This is a genomic window from Paraburkholderia sediminicola (assembly GCF_046026675.1).
Lineage (GTDB): Bacteria > Pseudomonadota > Gammaproteobacteria > Burkholderiales > Burkholderiaceae > Paraburkholderia > Paraburkholderia sediminicola_F.
Genome location: NZ_JAQQEY010000001.1, coordinates 457,333 through 482,790 on the forward strand (window position 1 = coordinate 457,333; position 25,458 = coordinate 482,790).

At 61.7% G+C, this 25,458-nt stretch carries 21 protein-coding genes; 18 read left to right on the forward strand and 3 right to left on the reverse strand.

Annotation, left to right across the window (positions count from 1 at the left end; all coding sequences use genetic code 11):
* Nucleotides 1–140: 140 nt before the first annotated feature.
* From PQQ86_RS02040 to PQQ86_RS02050, 3 genes are all read left to right on the forward strand, one after another.
* The gene (locus tag PQQ86_RS02040; RefSeq protein WP_097391272.1) at nucleotides 141–1,031 is read left to right on the forward strand and encodes a MurR/RpiR family transcriptional regulator; all 891 of its coding nucleotides are present in this window, start codon (nucleotides 141–143) and stop codon (nucleotides 1,029–1,031) included.
* Between the two features lie 3 nt (nucleotides 1,032–1,034).
* Nucleotides 1,035–2,516, forward strand: a complete 1,482-nt coding sequence (locus tag PQQ86_RS02045; protein ID WP_408264528.1) for an N-acyl-D-amino-acid deacylase family protein — start codon at nucleotides 1,035–1,037, stop codon at nucleotides 2,514–2,516.
* 77 nt (nucleotides 2,517–2,593) lie between these two features.
* Nucleotides 2,594–2,980 carry a RidA family protein gene (locus PQQ86_RS02050; RefSeq protein ID WP_028200605.1) on the forward strand — a complete coding sequence of 129 codons (387 nt, stop codon included), beginning with the start codon at nucleotides 2,594–2,596 and terminating at the stop codon, nucleotides 2,978–2,980.
* Between the two features lie 889 nt (nucleotides 2,981–3,869).
* Here the strand turns inward: PQQ86_RS02050 and queF are convergent.
* Genes queF through ilvA form a run of 3 tightly spaced genes read right to left on the reverse strand, consistent with a single transcriptional unit; the run spans nucleotide 3,870 to nucleotide 7,140 of the window.
* Nucleotides 3,870–4,694: an NADPH-dependent 7-cyano-7-deazaguanine reductase QueF gene (gene queF / locus PQQ86_RS02055; protein WP_408264530.1), complete on the reverse strand. Its 825-nt coding sequence runs from the start codon at nucleotides 4,692–4,694 to the stop codon at nucleotides 3,870–3,872.
* Nucleotides 4,691–5,593: a 5'-nucleotidase gene (locus PQQ86_RS02060; RefSeq protein ID WP_408264532.1), complete on the reverse strand. Its 903-nt coding sequence runs from the start codon at nucleotides 5,591–5,593 to the stop codon at nucleotides 4,691–4,693. The genes queF and PQQ86_RS02060 overlap by 4 nt, the downstream gene beginning before the upstream one ends.
* Before the next feature lie 23 nt (nucleotides 5,594–5,616).
* Nucleotides 5,617–7,140 (reverse strand): threonine ammonia-lyase, biosynthetic, encoded by a 1,524-nt coding sequence (gene ilvA, locus PQQ86_RS02065; protein WP_408264534.1) that lies wholly within the window; start codon nucleotides 7,138–7,140, stop codon nucleotides 5,617–5,619.
* A 515-nt stretch (nucleotides 7,141–7,655) separates the two neighbouring features.
* Here ilvA and PQQ86_RS02070 point away from each other — a divergent pair.
* From PQQ86_RS02070 to PQQ86_RS02140, 15 genes are all read left to right on the forward strand, one after another.
* Nucleotides 7,656–11,750: a DUF3683 domain-containing protein gene (locus tag PQQ86_RS02070; RefSeq protein ID WP_408264536.1), complete on the forward strand. Its 4,095-nt coding sequence runs from the start codon at nucleotides 7,656–7,658 to the stop codon at nucleotides 11,748–11,750.
* 34 nt (nucleotides 11,751–11,784) lie between these two features.
* Nucleotides 11,785–12,213, forward strand: coding sequence for an HIT family protein (locus PQQ86_RS02075; protein ID WP_408264538.1), 429 nt, complete (start codon nucleotides 11,785–11,787; stop codon nucleotides 12,211–12,213).
* A 59-nt stretch (nucleotides 12,214–12,272) separates the two neighbouring features.
* Nucleotides 12,273–12,686 carry a gamma-butyrobetaine hydroxylase family protein gene (locus PQQ86_RS02080; protein WP_097391278.1) on the forward strand — a complete coding sequence of 138 codons (414 nt, stop codon included), beginning with the start codon at nucleotides 12,273–12,275 and terminating at the stop codon, nucleotides 12,684–12,686.
* A 67-nt stretch (nucleotides 12,687–12,753) separates the two neighbouring features.
* The gene (ubiE, locus tag PQQ86_RS02085; RefSeq protein WP_408264540.1) at nucleotides 12,754–13,485 is read left to right on the forward strand and encodes a bifunctional demethylmenaquinone methyltransferase/2-methoxy-6-polyprenyl-1,4-benzoquinol methylase UbiE; all 732 of its coding nucleotides are present in this window, start codon (nucleotides 12,754–12,756) and stop codon (nucleotides 13,483–13,485) included.
* Nucleotides 13,486–13,523: 38 nt separating this feature from the next.
* Nucleotides 13,524–14,519: a Tim44 domain-containing protein gene (locus PQQ86_RS02090; RefSeq protein ID WP_408264542.1), complete on the forward strand. Its 996-nt coding sequence runs from the start codon at nucleotides 13,524–13,526 to the stop codon at nucleotides 14,517–14,519.
* A gap of 131 nt (nucleotides 14,520–14,650) precedes the next feature.
* Nucleotides 14,651–15,295 (forward strand): ubiquinone biosynthesis accessory factor UbiJ, encoded by a 645-nt coding sequence (locus PQQ86_RS02095; protein ID WP_408264543.1) that lies wholly within the window; start codon nucleotides 14,651–14,653, stop codon nucleotides 15,293–15,295.
* Between the two features lie 15 nt (nucleotides 15,296–15,310).
* On the forward strand, nucleotides 15,311–16,888 hold the full coding sequence (gene ubiB / locus PQQ86_RS02100) for a ubiquinone biosynthesis regulatory protein kinase UbiB (protein WP_408264545.1): 1,578 nt from the start codon (nucleotides 15,311–15,313) through the stop codon (nucleotides 16,886–16,888).
* 34 nt (nucleotides 16,889–16,922) lie between these two features.
* Nucleotides 16,923–17,546 carry a methyltransferase domain-containing protein gene (locus PQQ86_RS02105; RefSeq protein WP_408264547.1) on the forward strand — a complete coding sequence of 208 codons (624 nt, stop codon included), beginning with the start codon at nucleotides 16,923–16,925 and terminating at the stop codon, nucleotides 17,544–17,546.
* Nucleotides 17,547–17,724: 178 nt separating this feature from the next.
* Nucleotides 17,725–18,120, forward strand: a complete 396-nt coding sequence (locus PQQ86_RS02110) for an FmdB family zinc ribbon protein (protein ID WP_408264548.1) — start codon at nucleotides 17,725–17,727, stop codon at nucleotides 18,118–18,120.
* A 75-nt stretch (nucleotides 18,121–18,195) separates the two neighbouring features.
* A complete protein-coding gene (locus PQQ86_RS02115) occupies nucleotides 18,196–18,849 on the forward strand; it encodes a DUF502 domain-containing protein (RefSeq protein ID WP_408215868.1) in 654 nt (217 codons plus the stop codon).
* A gap of 63 nt (nucleotides 18,850–18,912) precedes the next feature.
* Entirely contained in the window at nucleotides 18,913–20,712 is a 1,800-nt protein-coding gene (gene aspS / locus PQQ86_RS02120; RefSeq protein WP_408264551.1) for an aspartate--tRNA ligase, read from the forward strand.
* A 168-nt stretch (nucleotides 20,713–20,880) separates the two neighbouring features.
* Complete coding sequence (gene nudB / locus PQQ86_RS02125) at nucleotides 20,881–21,381, forward strand: dihydroneopterin triphosphate diphosphatase (protein ID WP_408264553.1); 501 nt, start codon at nucleotides 20,881–20,883, stop codon at nucleotides 21,379–21,381.
* Nucleotides 21,378–22,637: a cardiolipin synthase ClsB gene (clsB, locus tag PQQ86_RS02130; RefSeq protein WP_408264555.1), complete on the forward strand. Its 1,260-nt coding sequence runs from the start codon at nucleotides 21,378–21,380 to the stop codon at nucleotides 22,635–22,637. Before nudB ends, clsB begins: the two co-directional genes overlap by 4 nt.
* Before the next feature lie 227 nt (nucleotides 22,638–22,864).
* The gene (locus PQQ86_RS02135) at nucleotides 22,865–23,464 is read left to right on the forward strand and encodes a TetR/AcrR family transcriptional regulator (RefSeq protein ID WP_046566835.1); all 600 of its coding nucleotides are present in this window, start codon (nucleotides 22,865–22,867) and stop codon (nucleotides 23,462–23,464) included.
* A 100-nt stretch (nucleotides 23,465–23,564) separates the two neighbouring features.
* The gene (locus PQQ86_RS02140; protein ID WP_408264557.1) at nucleotides 23,565–25,352 is read left to right on the forward strand and encodes an acyl-CoA dehydrogenase C-terminal domain-containing protein; all 1,788 of its coding nucleotides are present in this window, start codon (nucleotides 23,565–23,567) and stop codon (nucleotides 25,350–25,352) included.
* Nucleotides 25,353–25,458: the final 106 nt, after the last annotated feature.

The following is a 25,458-nucleotide window of genomic DNA, read 5'->3' on the forward strand; positions in this document are numbered from 1 at the left end:
CTGCTCCATCGTCCAGTTAAATCGAATCAAAGTTGACTTTACCATGTTACCGAAAGTACGATGGTTGAAGGAATGTTATTTAGTACCACGGTTTTCCGGAAGCGCTTTGTAAGCGTTCGCGAGACACCCCACAGCCTGCAATGAACTTAACCGCCGAACCACTGGCCTTCGATATCGTCGCTCGCATCGCCGAATGCGCGCCGGAACTGCGTTCGGCCGAACGGAAGGTTGCCGCGCTGATTCTCGACGACCTGACTGGCGCATCGCGCGCCAGCATTGGCGCGCTCGCCCAGCAGGCAGAGGTGAGCGTCGCGACCGTGACGCGCTTTGCCAAGGCTGTCGGTTGCCGCGACGTGCGGGAGTTGAAGTTGCGGCTCGCGCAGGCGGCGGCCGTCGGCCAGCGCTTCCTGCAGGCGGGCGGACCTACCGACGCGCCCGAACCGATTGCCACCCGCGTGTTCGACGAACTACAGACCGCGCTTGCACATAACCATCAACTTCTTCGTCAGGCGCCTTTGGCCGAAGCGGCAGCTGCGTTGCGCGCCGCGCGGATGATCTACGTGTTCGGCATGGGCGGCGGCTCGACTGCATTGGCCGACGAGATGCGCTTCAGGCTCGTGCGCCTCGGTCGGCCGGTTGCGACGTATCAGGACGGCTTGTTGCAGCGCATGGTGGCGAGCACCGTGTCGCGCGAGTGCGTGGTGATCGCGTTGTCCACCACAGGGCGCGTGCCCGAGATGGTCGAGAACTGCAAGATTGCGCGCAGCTACGGGGCGACTGTGATCGCCTTGACCGCGCCGGCTTCGCCATTGGCCAAACTGGCCGATTGGGTAATCCCGATCGTCGCCTTTGAAACCGATTTCATTTACAAACCATCATCGTCGCGCTACGCGATGATGATGGCGCTCGATGTGCTCGTCACTGAACTTGCCGTGAGTCAGGGTGACGAGAGCCGCGAATTGCTGCGCCGCATGAAGCACGCGCTCGACGCGCACCGTGGCGGTGGCGACCGACAACCGTTAGGAGACTGATCCATGCATTCGCATCCCGAAGCCGCCGATACGCTGATCGTCGGCGCGCAACTGTACGACGGCACGGGCGCACCGCCGGTCGAGCGCGACGTTGCGATCCGCGACGGCCGCATCGCCGCGATCGGCAACCTGTCGAACTGGCTGGCCGAAGATGTGGTCGAGGCGAACGGCCGCGCGCTGGCGCCCGGCTTCATCGACGTTCACACGCATGACGACACGCACGTGATCCGTTCGCCGCAAATGCTGCCGAAGATCACGCAGGGCGTAACGACGGTGATTGTCGGCAACTGCGGGATCAGTGCGTCGCCGGTGTCGTTGAAGGGTGATCCGCCTGATCCGATGAATCTGCTTGGCGAGCGCGATGCGTTCCAGTATCCGACTTTCGCAGCGTATGTCGAAGCGGTGAACGCCGCGCGTCCGGCGGTGAATGTCGGCGCGCTGATTGGGCATACGGCGTTGCGCAGCAATCAGATGGACCGGCTCGATCGCGCGGCGACCGCAGCGGAAATCGACGGCATGCGCGCGCAACTTGAAGAGGCGTTGTCGAACGGTGCGCTGGGTTTGAGCTCGGGGCTCGCGTACGGCTCCGCCTTCTCCGCGCCGACCGAAGAGGTGATGGCGCTGGCCGAGCCGCTCGCCGCTGCTGGCGCGCTTTACACGACGCACATGCGCACCGAGTTCGACGCGATTCTCGACGCGATGGATGAAGCGTATCGGGTGGGCCGTCACGCGCATGTGCCGGTGGTGATTTCGCATCTGAAGTGCGCGGGGCCTTCGAATTGGGGGCGTAGCGTTGAGGTGTTGGAGTCGTTGGAAGGCGCACGTCGGTTGCAGCCGATCGGTTGCGATTGCTATCCGTACAACCGCAGTTCGTCGACGCTCGACGTGAAGCAGGTGACGGGCGACATCGACATCACGATTACGTGGTCGGAGCCGCATCCCGAGATGGCGGGCAAGCTGATCAAGGAGATTGCCGCCGAGTGGGGCGTCACGCAGCAGGAGGCTGGCAAGCGTTTGCAGCCGGCGGGCGCGGTGTATCACAACATGTCCGAGGACGACGTGCGGCGCATTCTGTCGCATCCCGCGACGATGGTTGGCTCGGATGGATTGCCGAACGATCCGTTGCCGCATCCGCGGTTGTGGGGCGCGTTTCCGCGCGTGCTTGGGCATTACGTACGGGACGCCGGTTTGCTGCCGCTTGAAGAGGCGGTGCGCAAGATGACCAGCTTGTCGGCGCGCCGGTTTGGGTTGACGCAGCGCGGCGAGGTGCACATCGGTTATCACGCGGATCTGGTGTTGTTCGACCCGGCCAAAGTGCGCGACGCGGCGACGTTTGAGAAGCCGCAACAGGCGGCCGATGGGATCGACGCGGTGTGGGTGAACGGCGTGTTGGCGTATCGCGATGGCGCGGTGACCGGCGAACGGGCGGGGCATTTTGTGGCGCGGGGTGCGGCGTCGAAGGGTGATGCACACGGCGCGTTTTGATTTTTTGTTCTGATTGATGTGGCAAGCGGTTGTGGCATTGCTCGCGCCGCGTGCCGGACTTTTTAAGGAGTTGGATGATGAAGCGATATGGCGTTGAAGGTGGCAAGGGTACGGGTGGTCAACATATGCCCTTTGCTCGGGCGGTCGAAGCGGATGGCTGGTTGTTCGTTTCCGGGCAGACGCCGATGGAAAATGGTGAGGTGATCAATGGCGGGATTGTTGAGCAATCGCACAAGGCGATTCAGAATGTTTTCGCTATTCTGAAGGAAGCTGGGTATGGGGCGGAGCATGTTGTCCGCTGTGGTGTGTGGCTGGATGATCCGCGTGATTTTGCTTCGTTTAATAAGGTGTTTCGGGAGTATTTTGGGGAGAATCCGCCGGCGCGGGCATGTGTGGTTTCTTCGATGGTGATCGACTGTCGGGTTGAGGTTGATTGCGTGGCGTATAAGAAGCCTTCGGCTTGATGGTGTTTTTTGTTTGCCGCAGGCGCTGATTAGGGTTTTTTGCCTGCTCGGCGCTTGTTGTCAGTGTTCTTAGGGCTTTGGCCTTTCCTTGATTTGTTAGTGGTCTATTAGCGTTGCCCCTGTGCGGGGCGGCGCCTACTTTTCTTTGCCGGCTGCAAAGAAAAGTAGGCAAAAGAAAGCAGCTCAAACCGCTACTGCTAAGTGGGTACCGTGGTCTGCTGCGGGTAGTGGTGCATCTGGAATCCGTGCTCTCGCGCATTCAGCGTTAGTGACAAGGGGTTCATCAGCTCCCACTCCGCACTTCGTGCGTCGCGGACGGGTATGCATGGGAAACCACGGGCTTCGGTTCGGGTCTGTGGGAGGCCGTCGGCTTCGCCTCGGCGACGCGCCTCTGCCCGCACCCGGGAACCCCCGCTTCAAATGATATGTCGTTGTGCTGATCACCGTCCTGGTCCCAATCACGATCACAGCCGCGGTTGCCGTTGCAGTCGAGGCTGCAATTGCCAGTCCAATCGCAATCGCAATGGTGATGCAATGACGAGCCACGGTTCGGTGGCGAGACGCGAGCGCCAAAACGTAGCGTGGGGGTTATGAAGTACTCTTCGGCGCGCGCAGCGCCGCCGGAAGTATGACGCCCTTGTCACTAGCGTATGCAGGTGCGCGAACACAGATTCCAGATGCACCACTACCCTGTGCAGACCACGGGACCCGTTTAGCATTAGTGGTTTGAGCTGCTTTCTTTTGCCTACTTTTCTTTGCAGCCGGCAAAGAAAAGTAGGTGCCGCCCCGCACAGGGGCAACGCTAATAGACCACTAACAAAACAAGGAAAGGCACCAAACCCAGAAGCACAGACAAACAGGCGCCGCGCAGGCAAAAAACCACGTTCCCTTATTGCCGCGCCAATCGCAAATTATCCGGCATCGGCAAATTAAAATTCGTCCGGAACGGATTAATATCCAGCCCCCCGCGGCGGGTATACCGCGCATAAACAGCAAGCTTCACCGGCCGGCAGGCCTTAAGCACATCGATAAAAATCCTCTCGACGCACTGCTCATGAAACCCAGTGTGATTCCGATAGGAAATGATGTACCTCAGCAAGCCCGCGTGATCGATCTGCGGCCCAACATAATGGATCTGCACACTGCCCCAATCAGGCTGCCCCGTCACAGGACAATTCGACTTAAGCAAGTTGGAAACCAACGTCTCCTCGACAGGCGACTCGTCGAACGCAGCCTTCAGCAACGAAGCGTCAGGGTGATAAACATCGGTATCGAGATCGAGCCGATCCAACGACAAGCCTTCAAACTCTTCCATCTGCAATTTGCCAAACTCATACGGCGCAGCCAGATGAACCGACACCGTCGCGCCGCATGAAGCGGAAACATCCCGCTTGATCGTGTCGCGCACAACTTCCATCGATTCAAAAGCCGTCTGCGCAAACGACCCGAGATAAAGCTTGAACGACTTCGACTCGACAATATTCGGCGAATCAGCCGGTACAAAGAAAGTGGCCACCGCAATCTGCGGCTTGCCGCGCGCATTCAGCCAGGAAAGCTCGTAAGCATTCCAGATGTCCGTGCCGAAAAACGGCAACTGCGCGCCAATCCCAATCGCCTCGCGCGCATTCTTCCGGGCAATCGGGAAGAGCAGCGAAGCGTCATATTGTTCGGTGTAAGTGGATGCCTTACCCAGCGGTGATTGTTCGGGTGTCATGATGCGTTCACGATGCCACTCAGCACGTGTCCCGTCGCCGTCACGACGCGGGCCGATTCGCAATGGCCAATTTGGTCGTCGAAGAAAAAGTCCGGCTCGAACTCGCGCAAAAACGCGCTCTTGTCGAGGCCGCCGAGGAACATCGCTTCGTCGATTTCGATGTTCCACGCCATCAATGTGCGGATCGCGCGCTCATGCGCTGGGGCTGAGCGCGCTGTCACCAGTGCCGTACGAATATGCATCGGTGCGGCTTCATCCGCGAGTTTCTGCAGTCGGTGCAGCGCTTCGAGCAACGGCTTCAAAGGCCCATCCGCAAGCGGCAAATCCTTGTTGTGAATCTCGTGGCCGACGAACGCCCGCAAGCCATCCTTCTGAAAGATGCGCTCGGCTTCATCGGAAAACAGCACGGCGTCGCCGTCGAAGGCAATCCGGATCTCGTCCGGATACTTGCTCGCCATTTTCGCCGATTCGGGCAAGACGCGCGCGGCCGGAAATCCGGCAGCCAATGCATCGCGCACGTCATCCTGATTCGCGGACAAAAACAGCGAGGCATTCAACGGCTTCAGATAAGCAAATGGCGCGCGCCCACGTGTGAACACGCCACGTTCGATCGCCAGCCCATACTCCCTGCATGAATGAAATGCGCGCAATCCACTGATCGGATCGCTGCGCGACAGGATCACCACTTCGACCCGATGGCCGCCGGCGTTCAAAGCCAGCAGCTTGCGGATCAGCGGAAACGCGACACCCGGTTTTGCGGGCACAGCCAGCCGCTCGCGCTGCAACGCTTCATACGCCTGCAGGTTGCCTTCCTCGTACACGCAGTTCTCTTCCTCGAAGTCGAACAGCGCGCGCGACGAGATTGCCACCACCAGTTTGTCGACAAGCGAAAGAGCCATCTGTGCGTTTTAATCCAATAAGATCAAGCGAGAAACAATCGGTACACCGGGTTCTGCGTCTCTTCCCAGTAGGGGTAACCAAGCGTCGTGAGAAAGTGTTCGAACTCGCTGTTCTCGCTCTCCGGCACCTGAATGCCGACCAGAATCGAACTGTAGTCCGCACCCTGGTTGCGATAGTGGAACAGGCTGATATTCCAGTTCGGCGCCATCGACGACAAAAACTTCATCAGCGCGCCCGGACGCTCCGGAAACTCGAAACGGAACAGGCGTTCGTCGTGGGCCAGCGGCGAGCGGCCGCCGACCATGTAGCGGATGTGCTGCTTCGACAGTTCATCGAAGGTCAGATCGACGGTGGCAAAACCATGCGCTTCAAATGCACCCGCGATCTGGGCCGACTCGCTGCGATTGCGGATCTGTACGCCGACAAAGATATGGGCTGAATTCGCGTCCGCAATGCGGTAGTTGAACTCGGTGACGCTGCGCGTCCCCACCAGTTCGCAGAACCGGCGGAAACTGCCGCGCTCTTCGGGAATCGTCACGGCGAACACCGCTTCACGTGCTTCACCCACCTCAGCGCGCTCCGCCACGAAACGCATGCGGTCGAAGTTCATGTTCGCACCGGACGTGATCGCAATCAGCGTCTGGTCCTCGATGCCTTCACGCTCGGCATACTGTTTGGCGCCGGCCACGGCCAGCGCGCCGGCCGGCTCCAGCACGCTGCGGGTGTCCTGGAACACGTCCTTGATCGCGGCGCACAGCGCGTCGGTGTTCACGAGCAGCACATCGTCGAGATATTCGCGGCACAGGCGGAAGGTTTCTTCGCCCACAAGCTTCACGGCGGTGCCATCCGAGAACAGCCCGACTTCGTTCAATGTGACCCGTTCGCCTGCTTTTAAGGAAGCCGCCATCGCACACGAGTCATCCGTCTGCACGCCGATCACCTTGATCTCCGGGCGCACCGATTTCACGTACGCGGCCACACCTGCCGCGAGTCCACCACCGCCGATCGGCACGAAGATCGCGTGGATCGGGCCCTGATGCTGGCTGAGAATCTCCATCGCGACCGTGCCCTGGCCCGCGATTACGTACGGATCGTCGAACGGGTGGACGAACGTCAGGCCGCGTTCTTCCTGCAGCTTCACGGCATGTCCGTATGCATCGCTATAGGACTCGCCGAACTGCACGACTTCGACTGTCGCCCCGCCATGCGCGCGTACCGCGTCGACCTTCACCTGCGGGGTTGTCACCGGTACAACGATGATTGCTTTCACGCCCATACGGGCCGCCGACAACGCCACACCCTGCGCGTGATTGCCCGCCGACGCGGTAATCACACCCCGCTCCAGCGCCTCCGCCGGAATATGCGCCATCTTGTTGTACGCGCCGCGCACCTTGAACGAGAACACCGGCTGGTTGTCCTCGCGTTTCAGATACACCGGATTGCGTAGCCGTGCCGACAGATTCGGCGCGCGTTCGAGTTCGGTCTCGCGGGCCACGTCGTAGACGCGCGCGGTCAGGGTTTTCTTCAGGTAGTCGTGGGAAGCCATGCGGGTGGCGCGGTGCGCTTTGCGAGACGGGAAAGCGTCAATGATAGCGCCAACGGTGTGCACGCTGGCCCTCTGTGAACCTTCAGCCCATCCTGGCGCGCCGCCGGCAAAGTCCAACCCGACCGTCCGGTCGGAGAATGGTTCGTATGCGCTCACGAGCGCCGTTCAGCACAAAAACGCCAAAAGTCCTGCCACAACCCTGATTTCAGGCGTCAACGCGTGGCGGGATCATGGGGTAGAATTCCATTTTGGAATAAGGATCGGAAGATGCACTGGCAGCCTCGGATCGCCCATTTGATGCCCGTCCCGCGTGAGTCTTGCCCCGCGGCGGAGCGTCACGTCCGCCATGCGCGATCGTGTAGCTGTCTCTGAGCGCCGTGAAGCGACTGATGTGGGTAGGCCGTCGGTTGCGCTTCGCTCCCCTAGAAGATTTCCAGCATTGCGCCCCACGCGCACCGTCCGCCGACGCCTCACAGAGATGAGCGCGCCCGGTTGACCCACCGAGTCGTCCGAACATGAACGCACCTCAAGTATTCGATCCGCACGGGGCCGCCACTGCGGTGGCCGCCGATCCTGAAGCGCGTCTGCGCGAAATTCCCTATAACTACACATCGTTTTCCGACCGCGAAATCGTTATCCGTCTGCTTGGCGACGAAGCCTGGGCGGCCCTGGCCGAACTGCGCGCGGAACGCCGCACCGGCCGCTCGGCACGGATGCTGTACGAAGTGCTCGGCGACATCTGGGTCGTACGCCGCAATCCTTATCTGCAAGACGACCTGCTCGACAATCCGAAGCGCCGCGCGCTGCTGATCGAGGCGCTGCATCACCGTCTGACCGAGATCGAGAAGCGCCGTCGCGCCGATCTGGTCGAGCACGGCGATGAAGCGGGCATCGATCGGGCCGCTCGCGTCGAAACGCTGGTGGCGGCTGCACGCCGTGCCGTCGACGATTTCGAGAGCGAATTCCAGAAGACCTTCGATCTGCGCCGTCGTGCGAACAAGGTGCTGGGCAAGGTCACGGAAAAAGACAACATCAAGTTCGACGGCTTGTCCCGCGTCTCGCACGTGACGGACGCGACCGACTGGCGCGTTGAGTACCCGTTCGTCGTGCTGACGCCGGATACCGAAGCCGAGATCGCGGGCATGATCAAGGCGTGTTTCGAGCTCGGTCTGACGGTGATTCCGCGCGGAGGCGGCACGGGTTATACGGGCGGCGCGGTACCGCTCACGCCGTTCTCGGCTGTCATCAACACGGAAAAGCTCGAACAGCTGGGCGCAGTCGAGATGACCGAACTGCCGGGCGTCGAGCGCAAGGTGGCGACGATTTTCTCCGGGGCGGGCGTGGTCACACGCCGCGTGACCGAAGCGGCCGAGCAGGCTGGCTTCGTGTTCGCCGTCGATCCGACTTCGCTGGATGCATCCTGCGTCGGCGGCAACGTCGCGATGAACGCGGGCGGCAAGAAGGCGGTGCTGTGGGGCACGGCGCTCGACAACCTCGCCTGGTGGCGCATGGTCGACCCGGAAGGGAATTGGCTCGAAGTCACGCGTCTGGACCACAACCTCGGCAAGATCCACGACATCGAAGTCGCGCGTTTCGAGCTGAAGTGGTTCGACGGCAGCTACGCGCCAGGCGAAAAGCTGCTGCGCACGGAAGCGCTCAACATCAAGGGCCGCGTATTCCGTAAGGAAGGTCTCGGCAAGGACGTGACCGACAAATTCCTGGCCGGTCTGCCGGGTGTGCAGAAAGAAGGCTGCGACGGTCTGATCACGTCGGCGCGCTGGGTGCTGCACAAGATGCCGGCGCATACGCGCACGGTCTGCCTCGAGTTCTTCGGTCAGGCCCGCGAAGCGATCCCGAGCATTGTCGAGATCAAAGACTATCTGTTTGAAACGTCGAAGCAGGGCGGCGCGATTCTCGCCGGCCTCGAGCATCTGGACGAGCGCTATCTGCGCGCGGTCGGCTACGCGACCAAGAGCAAGCGCAACGCGTTTCCGAAGATGGTGCTGATCGGCGACATCGTCGGCGACGATGCGGATGCGGTGGCGCAAGCGACCTCGGAAGTCGTGCGCATGGCCAACGGTAAGAGCGGCGAAGGTTTCGTCGCCGTCAACGCCGAGGCGCGCAAGCGTTTCTGGCTCGACCGCAGCCGTACCGCCGCGATTGCCAAGCACACCAACGCGTTCAAGATCAACGAAGACGTGGTGATCCCGCTCAACCGGATGGGCGAGTACACCGATGGCATCGAACGCATCAATATCGAGCTGTCGATCAAGAACAAGCTGCAACTGGTCGACGCGCTCGAAACGTTCTTCAAGGGCGGCAAGCTGCCGCTCGGCAAGAGCGACGACGCCAACGAAATCCCGAGCGCGGAATTGCTCGAAGATCGCGTGCAACAGGCGCTCGATCTGCTGAAGAAAGTGCGCACGCGCTGGGAATTCCTGCGCGACAAGCTAGATCTGTCCTTGCGTGAGGCGCAGCACTATCTGGTCGGCCTCGGCTACGAAGGGCTGGCGGAGAAGTTCGCCGATCGCGTCGACGCGCAGCCGGATGCGACCGTGTTCCATATCACGCAAGACCGTACGGTGCGCGTGTCGTGGAAGGCCGAGATCCGGGCTGAGTTGCGGCAGATCTTCAACGGCGGCGAGTTTAAGCCGATCCTCGAAGAAGCGCAGGCGATTCACAAGAAGGTGTTGCGTGGCCGCGTGTTTGTCGCGCTGCACATGCACGCGGGCGACGGCAACGTCCACACGAACCTGCCGGTCAACTCCGACAACTACGAGATGCTGCAGGACGCCCACACGGCGGTCGCGCGCATCATGAAGCTGGCGCGTTCGCTCGATGGCGTGATTTCCGGCGAACACGGCATCGGTATTACCAAGCTCGAGTTCCTGACGGACGAAGAGATCGGCGAATTCCGCGCGTACAAGCAGCGCGTCGATCCGCATGGCCGCTTCAACGCGGGCAAGCTCCTCGAAGGCGCCGACCTGCGCAACGCCTACACGCCGAGCTTTGGCCTGATGGGCTATGAATCGCTGATCATGCAGCAGTCCGACATCGGGGCGATTTCCGAGTCGATCAAGGACTGTTTGCGTTGCGGCAAGTGCAAGCCGGTGTGCGCGACCCACGTGCCGCGCGCGAACCTGCTGTACAGCCCGCGCAACAAGATTCTCGCCACCTCCTTGCTGGTCGAGGCATTCCTGTACGAAGAGCAGACGCGCCGCGGCGTGTCGATCAAGCACTGGGACGAGTTCAACGACGTCGCCGATCACTGCACCGTCTGTCACAAATGCGTGACGCCGTGCCCGGTGAAGATCGACTTCGGCGATGTGACGATGAACATGCGCAACCTGCTGCGCAAGATGGGCAAGAAGAAGTTCAATCCGGGCAACGCGGCCGGCATGTTCTTCCTGAACGCCACCAACCCGCAGACCATCAACCTCGCGCGCACCGCGATGATGGGCATCGGGTACAAGGCGCAGCGCCTCGGCAACGACATGCTGAAGAAGTTCGCGAAGAAGCAGACGGCGCACCCGCCGGCAACCGTCGGCAAGCCGAAGGTCACGCAGCAGGTGATCCACTTCATGAACAAGAAGATGCCGGGCAATCTGCCGAAGAAAACCGCGCGCGCGTTGCTGGACATCGAGGACAACAAGATCGTCCCGATCATCCGCAATCCGAAGACGACCACCGCCGATACGGAAGCGGTGTTCTACTTCCCGGGCTGCGGCTCCGAACGGCTGTTCTCGCAAGTGGGTCTGGCCACGCAAGCGATGCTGTGGGAGGCGGGCGTGCAAACCGTGCTGCCGCCGGGCTATCTCTGCTGCGGCTACCCACAGCGCGGTTCAGGCCAGTTTGACAAGGCTGAGCAGATCGTCACGGATAACCGCGTGTTGTTCCACCGCGTGGCGAATACGCTGAACTATCTCGACATCAAGACGGTGGTGGTGTCGTGCGGTACGTGTTACGACCAGCTCGCCGGTTACGAATTCGAGAAGATCTTCCCGGGCTGCCGGATCATCGACATCCATGAGTTCCTGCTCGAGAAGGGGATCAAGCTCGAAGGTGTGAACGGTGTGCGCTACATGTACCACGACCCGTGCCACTCCCCGATCAAGACGATGGACCCGGTCAAGCTCGTCAATCAGCTGATGGGGGCGGAGAACGACGGCTACAAGATCGAGAAGAACGATCGCTGCTGTGGCGAATCCGGCACACTCGCGGTGACACGCCCGGACATTTCGACGCAAGTCCGTTTCCGCAAGGAAGAGGAAATGCGCAAGGGCGCCGCGAAGCTGCGTGGCATTCCTTTGGTGGCTGAGGCGGGTGCGAATGGGATCAACGCGGCCAATGCATCGGCCGGCGCGGCGGGTGCGCCGGACGGCTCCGTGCTCAAGGCGGGCGACGGGCCGCAACCGAACGGCGCCACGGAGGTGAAGATCCTGACGAGCTGCCCGTCCTGCCTGCAAGGCCTGTCGCGCTACAACGAAGACGCGGGCACCGAGGCGGACTACATCGTCGTAGAGATGGCACGTCACGTGCTCGGCGAAGACTGGATGGCGGATTACGTCCAGCGGGCGAACAATGGCGGAATCGAGCGCGTGCTGGTTTAATGGCACGACTGACGATTTTTGCCTGAGGACGACGATGGAATGCGTTTTTTGCCGTGAAGATGGCGGCGATGTGCTGTGGCAGGACGACACCCTGCGTGTCGTCCTCGCCGACGAACACGACTACCCGGGTTTTTGCCGGGTGATCTGGAACAAGCATGTCGCTGAGTTTTCCGATCTCGCCGAGACCGACCGCGATCGCGTGATGCAGGCCGTGTATGCGGTCGAGCGTGCGATCCGGCGCATTCTCCAGCCGGTGAAGGTCAACCTGGCGAGCCTCGGCAACCAGGTGCCGCACGTGCATTGGCATGTGATTCCGCGCTTTTCGAACGACGCTCATTTCCCGCTGCCGGTCTGGGCGCCGCGCCAACGCACGGTGTCCGAAGCCATGCTGTCGTCGCGCCGCGCGCAAGCTACCCTGTTGCGCGAAGCGGTGCGCCAAGAAATCGAACAGGCGTTTGGCTGAACGCTCCAAACCTGGCGCTTCGCGCCAGAGGCGGCCCGGCGCTTTCTAATGAGGTCAACATGAGTGGATTGACTCGCGATACCCCGGTGCCGACCGGCGTGGTCGTGCATTCCAAATCGCGCGTGCTCGAATTGCAGTACGCAAACGGCGAAACGTATCGCCTGCCGTTCGAACTACTGCGCGTGTATTCGCCGTCGGCAGAAGTGATGGGCCACGGGCCTGGCCAGGAAACTTTGCAAACCGGTAAGCGCGACGTCACGATCACCATGATTGAAGGCGTCGGAAACTATGCGCTGCAGCCGACTTTCTCCGACGGACACGCTACCGGCATCTATTCCTGGGACCTGCTGCACGACATGGCCATCCGTCAGGATGAACTCTGGCGCGACTATCTCGCCAAACTGGCAGCGGCCGGCGTCGACCGCGATGCCCCAATGGCGCCAGCCGGTGCTGCACACGGGCACTGTCACTGATACGATTCGCCCTGATCGCCGCACTGATGCGGCGCAACATTTCAGAATACGCGAAAGGACGAGCGCGATGAGCAAAACCCACTTCGGCTTTCAATCGGTCGACGAACAGGACAAAGCGCAGAAGGTGGCGGGCGTGTTCCACTCGGTCGCCTCCAACTACGACTTGATGAACGACCTGATGTCGGGCGGGTTGCACCGGGCGTGGAAGATGTTCACGATCGCCCAGGCCAACGTCCGGCCGGGCTTCAAAGTGCTCGATATCGCGGGCGGCACGGGCGATCTGTCGAAGGCGTTCGCCAGACAGGCGGGCGACACCGGCGAAGTCTGGCACACCGACATCAACGAATCGATGTTGCGCGTGGGCCGCGACCGCCTGCTGGACAAGGGCGTCATCACCCCGGCGCTGCTGTGTGACGCCGAAAAAATTCCCTTTCCGGACAATTACTTCGACGTAGTGACCGTGGCATTCGGCTTGCGCAACATGACGCACAAGGATGTGGCGCTTGCCGAGATGCGCCGGGTGCTGAAGCCGGCAGGCCGTCTGCTGGTGCTGGAGTTCTCGAAGGTGTGGGATCCGCTTAAAAAGGTCTACGACGTCTATTCGTTCAAGGTCCTGCCGTGGCTCGGCGACCGGTTTGCGAAGGACGCCGAGAGCTACCGCTACCTGGCGGAATCGATCCGGATGCATCCGGATCAGGAAACTTTAAAAACAATGATGGAACAAGCGGGCCTGGACGGCGTCAAATATTACAATTTGTCAGCTGGCGTGGTAGCTTTACATGTGGGGACCAAATACTAGGGTTCCTAACCCATCGATTTTTAAAGGAAAGTACGAAAATGTCCGATTCAGGTGTGTTATCTCCCCGTAAGGTTACGAGGTCATTGGTGAGAAGAATCGGACTGATCGCGATGGTCGGTCTGATCATGGCCGGCTCTCTCGCCTCGCTCGATGCGGAAGCCCGCCGCATGGGCGGCGGCCGTAGTCTTGGCCGTCAGTCGAACACGGTTCAGCAACAGTCCGCTCCGTCGCAACCTTCCCAAAGCAATCAGGCCATGCAGCAGCGCGCGCAGCCGGCACCGGCGCCCGCGCCGACTCCGGCCGCAGCGCCTAACCGCTCGCGCTGGCTTGGGCCGATCGCCGGTCTTGCTGCCGGCCTTGGTATCGCCGCGCTGTTGTCGCACTTCTTCGGTCTGGGCGGCGCGTTCGCCGGCGCCATGGCCAACATCATTGTGATCGCGGTCATCGCGATGATCGGCATCTGGCTGATCCGACGCTTCATGGGCCGTAAGCGCGATACGTCGCAACCGGCGTACGCGGGCGGCGCACCGTCGCTGAATGCGGGTGGCACCGGCTATACACAGGAGCCGCGCTACTCCGCTCCGCCCACCGGCTCGTACCTCGAACCGCAAGGCAACCCACTGACTACGCCGTCCATCAACACCGCCCCGTCAGTGCCGGCCGGCTTCGATTCGGAAGCGTTCCTGCGCAACGCGAAGGTGTACTTCGTGCGCCTGCAAGCCGCGTGGGACGTCGGCAACACGGAAGACATCCGCGAATTCACCACGCCGGAAATGTTCGCCGAAGTGAAGGTCGACCTGAGCTCGCGCGGTGCCGAGTCCAATCAGACGGACGTGGTGCAGCTGAACGCGGAGCTGCTGGGCGTTGAAGAACGTGCAACCGAATACTTCGCCAGCGTGCGCTTCTCCGGTTTGATCCGCGAATCGGCGGGTGCGGCGGCAGAGCCGTTCGTCGAGGTCTGGAACCTGACGAAGGCGAACCGCCCCGGCGAAGGCTGGCTGCTGGCCGGCATTCAGCAGGTGGCACAGCACTGAGCCAGCCCTGCTTGCCCTGACTTTGCACAAAGCATTGGCCGTTCGGCATAGCAAGCCGCGAAGCGAACGGACGTTACAATAGGAACCCGCGCGGGCACCTCGCCCGCGCGGGTTTTTTCTTGCCACTTTCAATGACCCTCGCCGCCAAGCCCTTCGCTGCTGCTGTCAATCATCTGCTCGCCCGCGAATCGTGGGCTCGAGAGCGCCTCGCCCCTTACGCGGGCAAGACCGCCAGGCTGTCCTGTCCGCCAGTCGTGCTGATGCTGCTGGTGCAACCCGACGGCTACCTCGGCGCGGTCGATGAAACCGAGGCGCAACAGTTCGATGTGACCATCTCGGTGCCGTCCGATGCGCTGCCGGCCTTCATGCAAGGCGGCCAGGCTGCCGTGATGAAGCACGTGAAGATTGAAGGCGACGCCGAGTTTGCGACGGTGATCGCCAAGCTCGCCGAGCATCTGCGCTGGGAGCCGGAAGAAGATCTGGCGAAGCTGATTGGCGACGGTCCGGCGTGGCGAGTCGCGTCGATCGTGCGCAAGGTCGGCGAACATGCGCGGCGTACCGGGCGCAATCTGCTCGACACCGCCGCTGAATATCTGCTCGACGAAAACCCGCAATTGGTGCGGCGTGCCGCGCTGGAAGACTTCAACGTCGAACTGGCCCGCGCCCGCGACGCTTTGGCGCGCGTGGAAAAGCGCATTGAGCGTCTTGAACAGAAGGTCGAAGCCCGCGGCGCAGATGCGCCGGGCGGCGCCGCCATGTCGCGCGGCACGCGCTAGTCATCGGGCACAACTATGCGTTTTCTGCGTTTCCTCAAGATTTTCTTTACGGTCATCCGCTTCGGTCTCGATGAGATGATGCTCAGCCGCGTCAATGACCGGCGTGTGCGTCTGCTGCTGCGTATCACCACCATCGGCCGCAAGTTCGATGCGCCTCCGGGCGTGCGTTTGCGGCTCGCGCTCGAAAGCCTCGGGCCGATCTTCGTCAAGTTCGGCCAGGTGCTGTCCACGCGGCGCGATCTGCTGCCGGTCGATATCGCCAATGAACTGGCCAAGCTGCAGGATCAGGTGCCGCCGTTCGATTCGGCGGTGGCGATCGGGCTGGTCGAGAAGTCGCTCGGCGCACCGGTCGACGTGTTGTTCGACGATTTCGAGCGGGTACCGGTAGCGAGTGCGTCGATCGCGCAGGTTCACTTTGCGAAGGTGAAAGCAGGGCAGCACGCGGGCAAGGCGGTCGCCGTGAAGGTGCTGCGGCCGAACATGTTGCCGGTGATCGACTCCGACCTGGCCTTGCTGCGCGACATCGCCGTCTGGGCCGAGCGGCTATGGGCCGACGGCAAGCGCCTGAAGCCGCGCGAGGTGGTCGCCGAATTCGACAAGTATCTGCACGACGAACTCGATCTGATGCGTGAGGCGGCCAACGGCAGCCAGCTGCGCCGCAACTTCGCTGGCCTCGATCTGCTGCTGGTGCCGGAAATGTACTGGGAGTTCTGCACGCCCACCGTGCTGGTGATGGAGCGCATGGTCGGTGTGCCGATCAGCCAGGTGGAGACGCTGCGCGCGGCCGGCGTCGATATTCCGAAGCTGGCGCGCGAAGGCGTCGAGATTTTCTTCACGCAGGTGTTCCGCGATGGTTTTTTCCACGCCGACATGCATCCGGGCAACATCCAGGTAAGCCTCGATCCGGCGCACTTCGGACGCTATATCGCGCTCGACTTCGGCATCATCGGCGCACTGTCGGACTTCGATAAGAACTACCTCGCGCAGAACTTCCTCGCTTTCTTCAAGCGTGACTACCACCGTGTCGCCACGCTGCATCTGGAGTCCGGCTGGGTGCCGCCTACGACTCGGGTCGAGGAACTGGAAAGCGCAATCCGCGCGGTTTGCGAGCCCTATTTCGACCGCGCGTTGAAGGATATTTCACTCGGCCAGGTGCTGATGCGCCTGTTCTCGACTTCGCGCCGCTTCAATGTGGAAATCCAGCCGCAACTGGTGCTGCTACAAAAAACCATGCTGAACGTGGAAGGGCTCGGCCGCTCGCTCGATCCTGAACTGGACTTGTGGAAGACCGCCAAGCCCTATCTCGAACGCTGGATGAACGAGCAGATCGGTCTACGCGGCTGGTACGAGCGGCTGAAGATCGAAGCACCGCAGTGGAGCAAGACGCTGCCGCAGTTGCCGCGCCTGATTCACCATGTGCTGGCCACGCGCCATGACACCACCCGCGGCGCGAACGACGACATGATTCGCCAGATTCTGCTCGAGCAGAAGCGCACCAACCGGTTGCTGCAAGGGCTGCTGCTATTCGGCGTGGCGGTCGGAGTCGGGGCAGTGCTGGCGCGGGCGTTTCTGGCGTTCGCCTACGGCGGGTGATCCCGACCCGATCCTGATCCCTACGAGGCATCCCATGAGCGACCCGAACCCACCTTCCGCGCCCGACTTCGCGACCCGCGATCCCAACTCGCCTGAGTTTTGGGACGAGCGCTTCGAACGCCATTTCACGCCGTGGGATCAGGCGGGCGTGCCGTCGGCGTTCCAGTCATTTGCTGGCCGGCACAGCGGCGCCGCCGTACTGATTCCCGGCTGCGGCAGTGCCTACGAGGCGCTCTGGCTGGCCAAGCAGGGCAATCCGGTCCGGGCGATCGATTTCTCGCCGGCTGCCGTAGCGGCAGCGCGCGAGCAATTGGGCGCGCAGCATGCGCAACTGGTCGAGCAGGCTGACTTCTTCACTTACGAACCGCCGTTCACGCCGGCCTGGATTTACGAGCGCGCCTTCCTTTGCGCGCTGCCGTTGGCGCGCCGTGCAGACTACGCGCAACGAATGGCCGAGTTGTTGCCTGAGGGCGCACTGCTGGCGGGTTTCTATTTCATCGGCGCGACGCCGAAAGGGCCGCCGTTCGGCGTCGAGCGAGCTGAACTCGACGCGTTGCTCACGCCGCACTTCGATCTGATCGAAGACGAAGCCGTGAACGACTCGATTGCCGTCTTTGCCGGTCGCGAGCGCTGGATGACCTGGCGCCGTCGTGGTTGAGCGGGCCGCCGCGTTTGACGATGGCGCGGGCCGCACTTGATTCGATAGCGACCGCCCCCATTTACGTGGACGGCGGCTGCGCCTGGCGTTTGTCCCCGAAATTCGCGGATGACTAGCCATATGCGGCTATAATTCAAGGCTTTGCAAGCGTTTACAAGATTTCTGTAGGGAAAAGTTCATGCCGATCTACGCTTATCGTTGCGAGTCATGCGGCTTCGGGAAGGACGTGCTTCAGAAGATGAGCGACCCCCAGTTGACGCAGTGTCCCGAGTGCGGGAAAGACACCTTTCGCAAGCAGGTGACTGCAGCCGGTTTCCAGTTGAAGGGCTCCGGCTGGTATGTAACCGATTTCCGCGGCGGCGCGAAGGCGCCGGCCAAGCCCGACGCGAATGGCGGCTCGAATGCGAATTCGGGCGAAAACGCTGCAGCCGGGAATAGCGGCGCGGCGAATTCCGACACGGCTTCGGCCAACGGCACGGCCGCCGCCGCCTCATCGGGCGCAGTCGCAACGCCTGCCGCGCCCGCTGCCGCACCCGCCGCATCGGCGAGTTCGAGCGGTTCCGGCAGCGCCTAGTGGGACTGCCGCCCTTCGGGGCGGCGCACACGCCGCGCGTCGGGTATCGGCTCGCGCGGCTTTCTGGCGGTACACATGACGACGAAAAAAACGACGCTCAAATCGGTGTTCCTGACTGGCCTGCTGGTGCTGGTGCCTCTGGCTATCACACTGTGGGTGCTCGGCCTGATCATCGGCACGATGGACCAGACGCTGTTGCTGCTGCCGACCTCATGGCAGCCGGAGCGCGCGTTAGGCTTCCGTTTGCCGGGCCTCGGCGCGGTGCTGACGCTGGCGTTCATCTTTGTCGTCGGGCTGTTGACGCAAAACTTCATCGGGCAGAAGCTCGTGAAGTGGTGGGAAGTTGTGGTTGCTCACATTCCCGTGGTCGGCCCGCTCTACACCAGCGTCAAGCAGGTGTCGGACACCTTGTTGTCGAGCAGCGGCAATGCGTTTCGCAAGGCGCTCCTGATCGAGTACCCGCGCCGCGGTTCCTATACGATTGCGTTTCTGACCGGCATTCCGGGCGGCGACGTGGTCAACCACCTGAAAGAAGATCATGTCAGCGTGTATGTGCCGACTACGCCGAACCCAACATCCGGCTTCTTCCTGATGGTGCCCAAGAGCGAAGTGATCGAACTCGACATGACGGTCGACGCTGCGCTCAAGTACATCGTCTCGATGGGCGTCGTGGCGCCGTCCGCGCCGCCGGCGCCGGTGCGCCGCACGACAGTCGAGCCTCCGCTGTAATGCCGGTGCGCAGCGTTTATCGCCGCGCGCCGTCCAACCAATGCATAACGAAAGACAAACATCATGTCGATGAGATCTGAATACTGCGGTCTGGTGACCGAAGAACTGCTGGGCCAACCCGTCTCGCTGTGCGGTTGGGTAAGCCGCCGCCGTGACCATGGCGGCGTCATCTTCATCGACCTGCGCGACCGCGAAGGCCTCGTTCAGGTCGTCTGCGATCCGGATCGCGCAGAAATGTTCAAGACGGCCGAAGGCGTCCGGAACGAGTTCTGCCTGCAGATCAAGGGCGTGGTTCGCGCCCGCCCGGAAGGCACCACGAACGCTTCGCTCAAGAGCGGCAAGATCGAGGTGCTGTGCCACGAGCTGATCGTGCTGAACCCGTCGATCACCCCGCCGTTCCAGCTCGACGACGACAACCTGTCGGAAACCACGCGTCTCACGCACCGCGTGCTCGACCTGCGCCGTCCGCAGATGCAGCACAACCTGCGTCTGCGTTACCGCGTCGCGATCGAAGTGCGCAAGTACCTGGATTCGCTGGGCTTTATCGACATCGAAACGCCGATGCTCACCAAGAGCACGCCGGAAGGCGCGCGCGACTACCTCGTGCCGTCGCGTACCAACCCGGGCCAGTTCTTCGCGCTGCCGCAGTCGCCGCAACTGTTCAAGCAGTTGCTGATGGTCGCTAACTTCGATCGCTACTACCAGATCGTCAAGTGCTTCCGCGACGAAGACCTGCGCGCCGACCGTCAGCCGGAATTCACGCAGATCGACTGCGAAACCTCGTTCCTGTCGGAACAGGAAATCCGCGATCTGTTCGAAGCGATGATCCGTCACGTGTTCAAGGAAACGATCGGCGTCGAACTGGCCGAGAAGTTCCCGGTCATGGAGTACTCGGAAGCGATGCGCCGTTTCGGTTCGGACAAACCGGACCTGCGCGTGAAGCTCGAATTCACCGACCTGACGGATGCGGTTAAAGACGTCGACTTCAAGGTGTTCAGCACGCCGGCCAACACGAAAGACGGCCGCGTCGCGGCGATCCGCGTGCCGAAGGGCGGCGAGCTCTCGCGTGGCGACATCGACAGCTACACGGAATTCGTGCGCATCTACGGCGCGAAGGGCCTGGCGTGGATCAAGGTCAACGAAGTGGCGAAGGGCCGTGACGGCCTGCAAAGCCCGATCGTCAAGAACCTGCACGACGAAGCGGTCAAGGCAATCATCGAGCGCACCGGCGCGCAAGATGGCGACATCATTTTCTTCGCGGCGGATCGTGCGAAGGTGGTGAACGACAGCCTGGGCGCGCTGCGTCTGAAGATCGGCCATTCGGAATTCGGCAAGGCTAACGGTCTGGTCGAATCCGGCTGGAAGCCGCTGTGGGTGATCGACTTCCCGATGTTCGAATACGACGAGGAAGACAACCGCTACGTCGCCGCGCATCACCCGTTCACGAGCCCGAAGGACGAGCACCTCGAGTATCTGGAAACGGATCCGGCGCGCTGCCTCGCCAAGGCCTACGACATGGTGCTGAACGGCTGGGAAATCGGCGGTGGTTCGGTGCGTATCCACCGTGAAGAAGTGCAGAGCAAGGTGTTCCGTGCGCTGAAGATCGGCGCGGAAGAAGCGCAAGCCAAGTTCGGTTTCCTGCTCGACGCGCTGCAATACGGCGCTCCGCCGCACGGCGGTATCGCATTCGGTCTGGACCGCATCATCACGATGATGGCCGGCGCCGATTCGATTCGCGACGTGATCGCGTTCCCGAAGACGCAACGCGCGCAGTGTCTGCTCACGCAGGCGCCGAGCGAAGTGGACGAACGTCAGTTGCGCGAGTTGCACATCCGTCTGCGTCAGCCGGAACCGAAGGTCTAAGCTGGATCAAACTAACGCTGTCTGAAAACGACAGATGGAAGCAAACGAAAAAGGCGCGTGATGCGCCTTTTTCGTTTTTTGCGTTACAGTCGCAGCAACCGGTCTCGACCGCTTATTGGACCATTCGCCGACATGTACCGCGCAAGCGTTGCGCCCAGTCTTTACGCCATGCCGAAACCGCCGAAGATCCCGCAATCCGTACTCGTCGTCATCCATACGCCCGCGCTCGACGTGCTGTTGATCCGGCGTGCCGACCACACAGATTTCTGGCAATCGGTGACCGGCTCGAAGGACCAGCTCGACGAACCCTTCGTCGAGACGGCGACGCGCGAAGTGGCGGAGGAAACCGGCATCGTGATTGGCAGTACGCTCGTGCCGCCCAGCGCACTGTTCGACTGGCAGTATTCGATCGAATACGAGATCTACCCCCAGTTCCGGCACCGCTATGCCGAGGGCGTGATCCACAACACCGAGCACTGGTTCAGCCTGGAAGTGCCCGAGCAGCTCGAGGTGACGCTCGCTCCGCGCGAGCACACTGCGTTCCTGTGGCTGCCCTATGAAGAGGCGGCCTCGCGCTGCTTCTCGTCGTCGAATGCCGACGCGATCCTGCAATTGCCGAAGCGGCTCGCTGGGCGCCTGAATGGCCAGCCCGAGGAGCGTGCCCGGTGAGCGTCGGCGGCGCGCGCCGTTTCGCGCGACTCCGTCAATCGCTGCTCGGCCGCCGCTACTGGCAGCGCTACCGCTTCACCAGCGGCAACGAGGTCAAGCTGCTGCGCTCCGGCGACGAGTTCTTCGCCGCGCTGATCGAACGCATCGACGCGGCGCAAAGCGACGTGGTTCTCGAAACCTATATTTTCTGTGACGACAGCGCCGGTCAGGCCGTCAGCGCGGCTTTGCTGCGCGCCGCTTCGCGCGGCGTGAAGGTGCGCGTGATCACCGACGGTATCGGCACCGAGCGCTTGCCGATGTTCAACGAATGGCCGCTCGCCGGCATCGACCATCGTATCTATAACCCGCATCTGTTCGGCCGCTTCGGCTTCTCGCGTACGCACCGCAAGATCGCGGTGGTGGACGATCAGTTCGGCTACTGCGGCGGCATCAACATCGTCGACGATTACGAGAACAACGGCGAGAAGCTGCCTTACCGGCGTTGGGACTTCGCAGTGGAATTGCGCGGGCCGGTGGTCGCCGATATCCGCCAGGCGTTCGAGGTCCAATGGCAGCGGATCCGTCTCGGACATCGGCCGCTGGAATCGCTCGAGCCTGATCTCGGGCCGAAGACGATGGCGTCGCTGGGCACCCTGCGTCGCCGGCGCCGCAATCGCAATGAGGCGCTGTGGGCCGGCGGGCTGCCTTGCGTGGCCTTCGTCGCACGCGACAACCTGATCAACCGCCGTGCCATCGAAAAGGCGTATCTGACCGCGATCGGCCAGGCGCGCAGCGAAGTGCTGCTGGCTAACCCGTACTTCATGCCGGGCCGCAAGCTGCGGCGCGCGCTGGTGTTCGCGGCGCGGCGCGGCGTCGACGTGAAGCTCATCATCGGGCGCAAGGAGTTCAGGGCGCTCGATTACGCAGTGCCGTTCCTGTATCGTGCGCTGCTCAAAGCCGGCGTGCAGATCGCCGAGTACGAGAAAACCCTGCTGCACGGCAAAGTCGCGGTGGTGGATTCGAATTGGGGGACGGTCGGCTCGTCGAACCTCGACGCGTTGAGTCTGATGCTCAACAATGAAGCCAACGTGGTGCTGGTGAACGACCCGTCGATCGACGCGCTGCGCGACGCGATCCTCGCCGCATTCAAGGATTCGCGCCGGATCGACGAGGCGCGCTACGAGGCCCGTCCGGCGGGCGAGCGCGCCCTCAACTGGCTTGCCTACACGACCTATCGGGCCGTGATGAAGCTATTAACGGTGGGTGGCTATGACTAGCTCATCAGCACCCCGCACATAACCGCAAGGGCGCAGCGTTAATGAAAGGGACAAAAAGAAGGCAAACGCCTCTAAAAAATCTCCTTCCTCTGATTGACGGATGCCGCAGAATTGAAACCGGGTTAGAAACCGGTTTCTAATAAAGTCCTTGTTTCGCGGACGGCAGCACTCAATAATAGTACGGCCGTTCGATTTTCTTTCGGTCACATTAGAACGGTAAAAAAGCTATGCGAAAAGGCGAACAAACACGAGTCGCGATTCTCGAAGCAGCACTTGATCTGGCAAGCCGCGACGGACTGGAAGGTCTGACGATTGGGTTGCTGGCCGAGCGCATGCAGATGAGCAAAAGCGGTGTGTTCGCGCATTTCGGGTCGCGCGAGGATTTGCAGGTCGAAGTCGTGCGCGAATACCACCGTCGTTTCGAAGACGAGGTGTTTTTCCCGAGTTTGCGTGAGCCTCGTGGATTGCCGCGCTTGCGCGCGATGATTTCCCGCTGGATCGAGAAACGCATTCAGGAAGTCACCACGGGGTGCATCTACATCAGCGGCGCCGTCGAGTACGACGACCGCGGGGACAACCCGGTGCGTGAACAACTGGTGTCGAGTGTGACGATCTGGCGTGCGGCGCTCACGCGGGCAATTTCGCAGGCGATGGAAGAAGGGCATCTGCGCGCCGATACCGATCCGCAGCTGATGCTGTTCGAACTGTACAGCTTCACGCTCGGTCTGCATCACGACGCGCGCTTCCTGCACCTGCCGGATGCAGTGCGTCTGACGTGGGCCGCGCTGGAAAAATTGATTGTTTCGTATCAGAGCGAAAGCCGTTAGCAGAGCCGCCGAACTTCAAGCAGATTAAGCGGCGCTGAAAGATCCGATCCACGGACTCAGCTAACGGTCTGGCTCCTAGTCAAACTTGGGAGAGAGAGTCATGGGACAGTACGCCGCGCCGCTGCGCGACATGCAATTCGTGTTGCACGAGCTGCTTAACGTCGAAGCCGAGATCAAGCAGATGCCGAAGCACGCGGATCTCGATGCGGACACGATCAACGCCGTGCTCGAAGAGGCCGGCAAGTTCTGCTCCGAAGTGCTGTTCCCGCTCAATCACAGCGGGGACCAGGAAGGCTGCACCTACGTTGGCGACGGCGTCGTGACCACGCCGAAGGGCTTCAAGGAAGCCTACAGGCAATACGTGGAAGCCGGCTGGCCGGCACTCGGCTGCGATCCGGACTACGGCGGCCAGGGCCTGCCCGCGTTCGTCAACAACGCGCTGTATGAAATGCTGAACTCGGCGAACCAGGCGTGGACGATGTACCCGGGCCTGTCGCACGGCGCGTACGAATGTCTGCATGCGCACGGCACGCCGGAACTGCAGCAACGTTATCTGCCGAAGCTGGTTGCGGGCGTCTGGACCGGTACGATGTGTCTGACCGAGCCGCACTGCGGCACCGATCTCGGCATCCTGCGCACCAAGGCCGAACCGAACAGCGACGGCTCGTACGCGATCAGCGGCACGAAGATTTTCATCTCCAGCGGCGAACACGATCTCGCGGAGAACATCGTTCACCTGGTGCTCGCGCGCCTGCCGGACGCACCGAAGGGCACCAAGGGCATTTCCCTCTTCATCGTGCCGAAGTTCGTGCCGAACGAAGCCGGTGAGCCGGGCGAGCGCAATGGCGTGAAGTGCGGCTCCATCGAACACAAGATGGGCATTCACGGCAACGCGACCGCGGTGATCAATCTGGACAACGCGAAGGGCTGGCTGGTCGGCGAGCCGAACAAGGGCTTGAACGCGATGTTCGTGATGATGAACGCTGCGCGTCTGGGCGTTGGCATGCAGAGCCTGGGCCTGACCGAAATCGGCTATCAGAACTCGCTGGTGTACGCGAAAGAGCGTCTGCAAATGCGCTCGCTGACCGGCCCGAAGGCGCCGGAAAAGGCCGCTGACCCGATCATCGTGCATCCGGACGTGCGCCGCATGCTGCTCACGCAGAAGGCCTATGCCGAAGGCGCGCGCGCGTTCTCGTACTGGTCCGCGCTGCACATCGACAAGGAACTGTCGCACGCCGACGAATCGGTGCGCAAAGAAGCGGCGGATCTGGTCGCGCTGCTCACGCCGATCCTGAAGGCATTCCTCTCGGACAACGCGTTCGAGAGCACCAACCACGCCATGCAGATCTACGGCGGCCACGGCTTCATCACCGAGTGGGGCATGGAGCAATACGTGCGCGACGCGCGTATCAACATGATCTACGAAGGCACCAACGCGATTCAGGCGCTCGACCTGCTGGGCCGCAAGATCCTCGGCGACATGGGCGCGAAGATGAAGAAGTTCGGCAAGCTGGTGTCGGATTTCGTCGAAGCCGAAGGCGTGAAGCCGGAAATGCAGGAGTTCATCAACCCGCTCGCCGACATCGGCGACAAGGTGCAGAAACTGACGATGGAAATCGGCATGAAGGCCATGCAGAACCCGGACGAAGTCGGCGCTGCCGCCGTGCCGTATCTGCGCACCGTCGGCCACCTGGTGTTCTCGTACTTCTGGGCGCGCATGGCACGTATCGCGCTGGACAACGAAGCATCGGGCGACCCGTTCTACAAGGCCAAGCTCGCAACCGCACGTTTCTACTTCGCGAAGCTGCTGCCGGAAACGGCCATGACGATCCGTCAGGCACGCGCCGGTTCGAAGTCGATGATGGACGTCGAAGAGTCGCTGTTTTAAGGCACACACTTCACGGCAAGCGCCACGTCCTCAAGAGGCGTGGCGCCTTCCACTGCCACCAGTCACACATCGCGAAACATAAGAGACACCTTCGCGACACCGCATA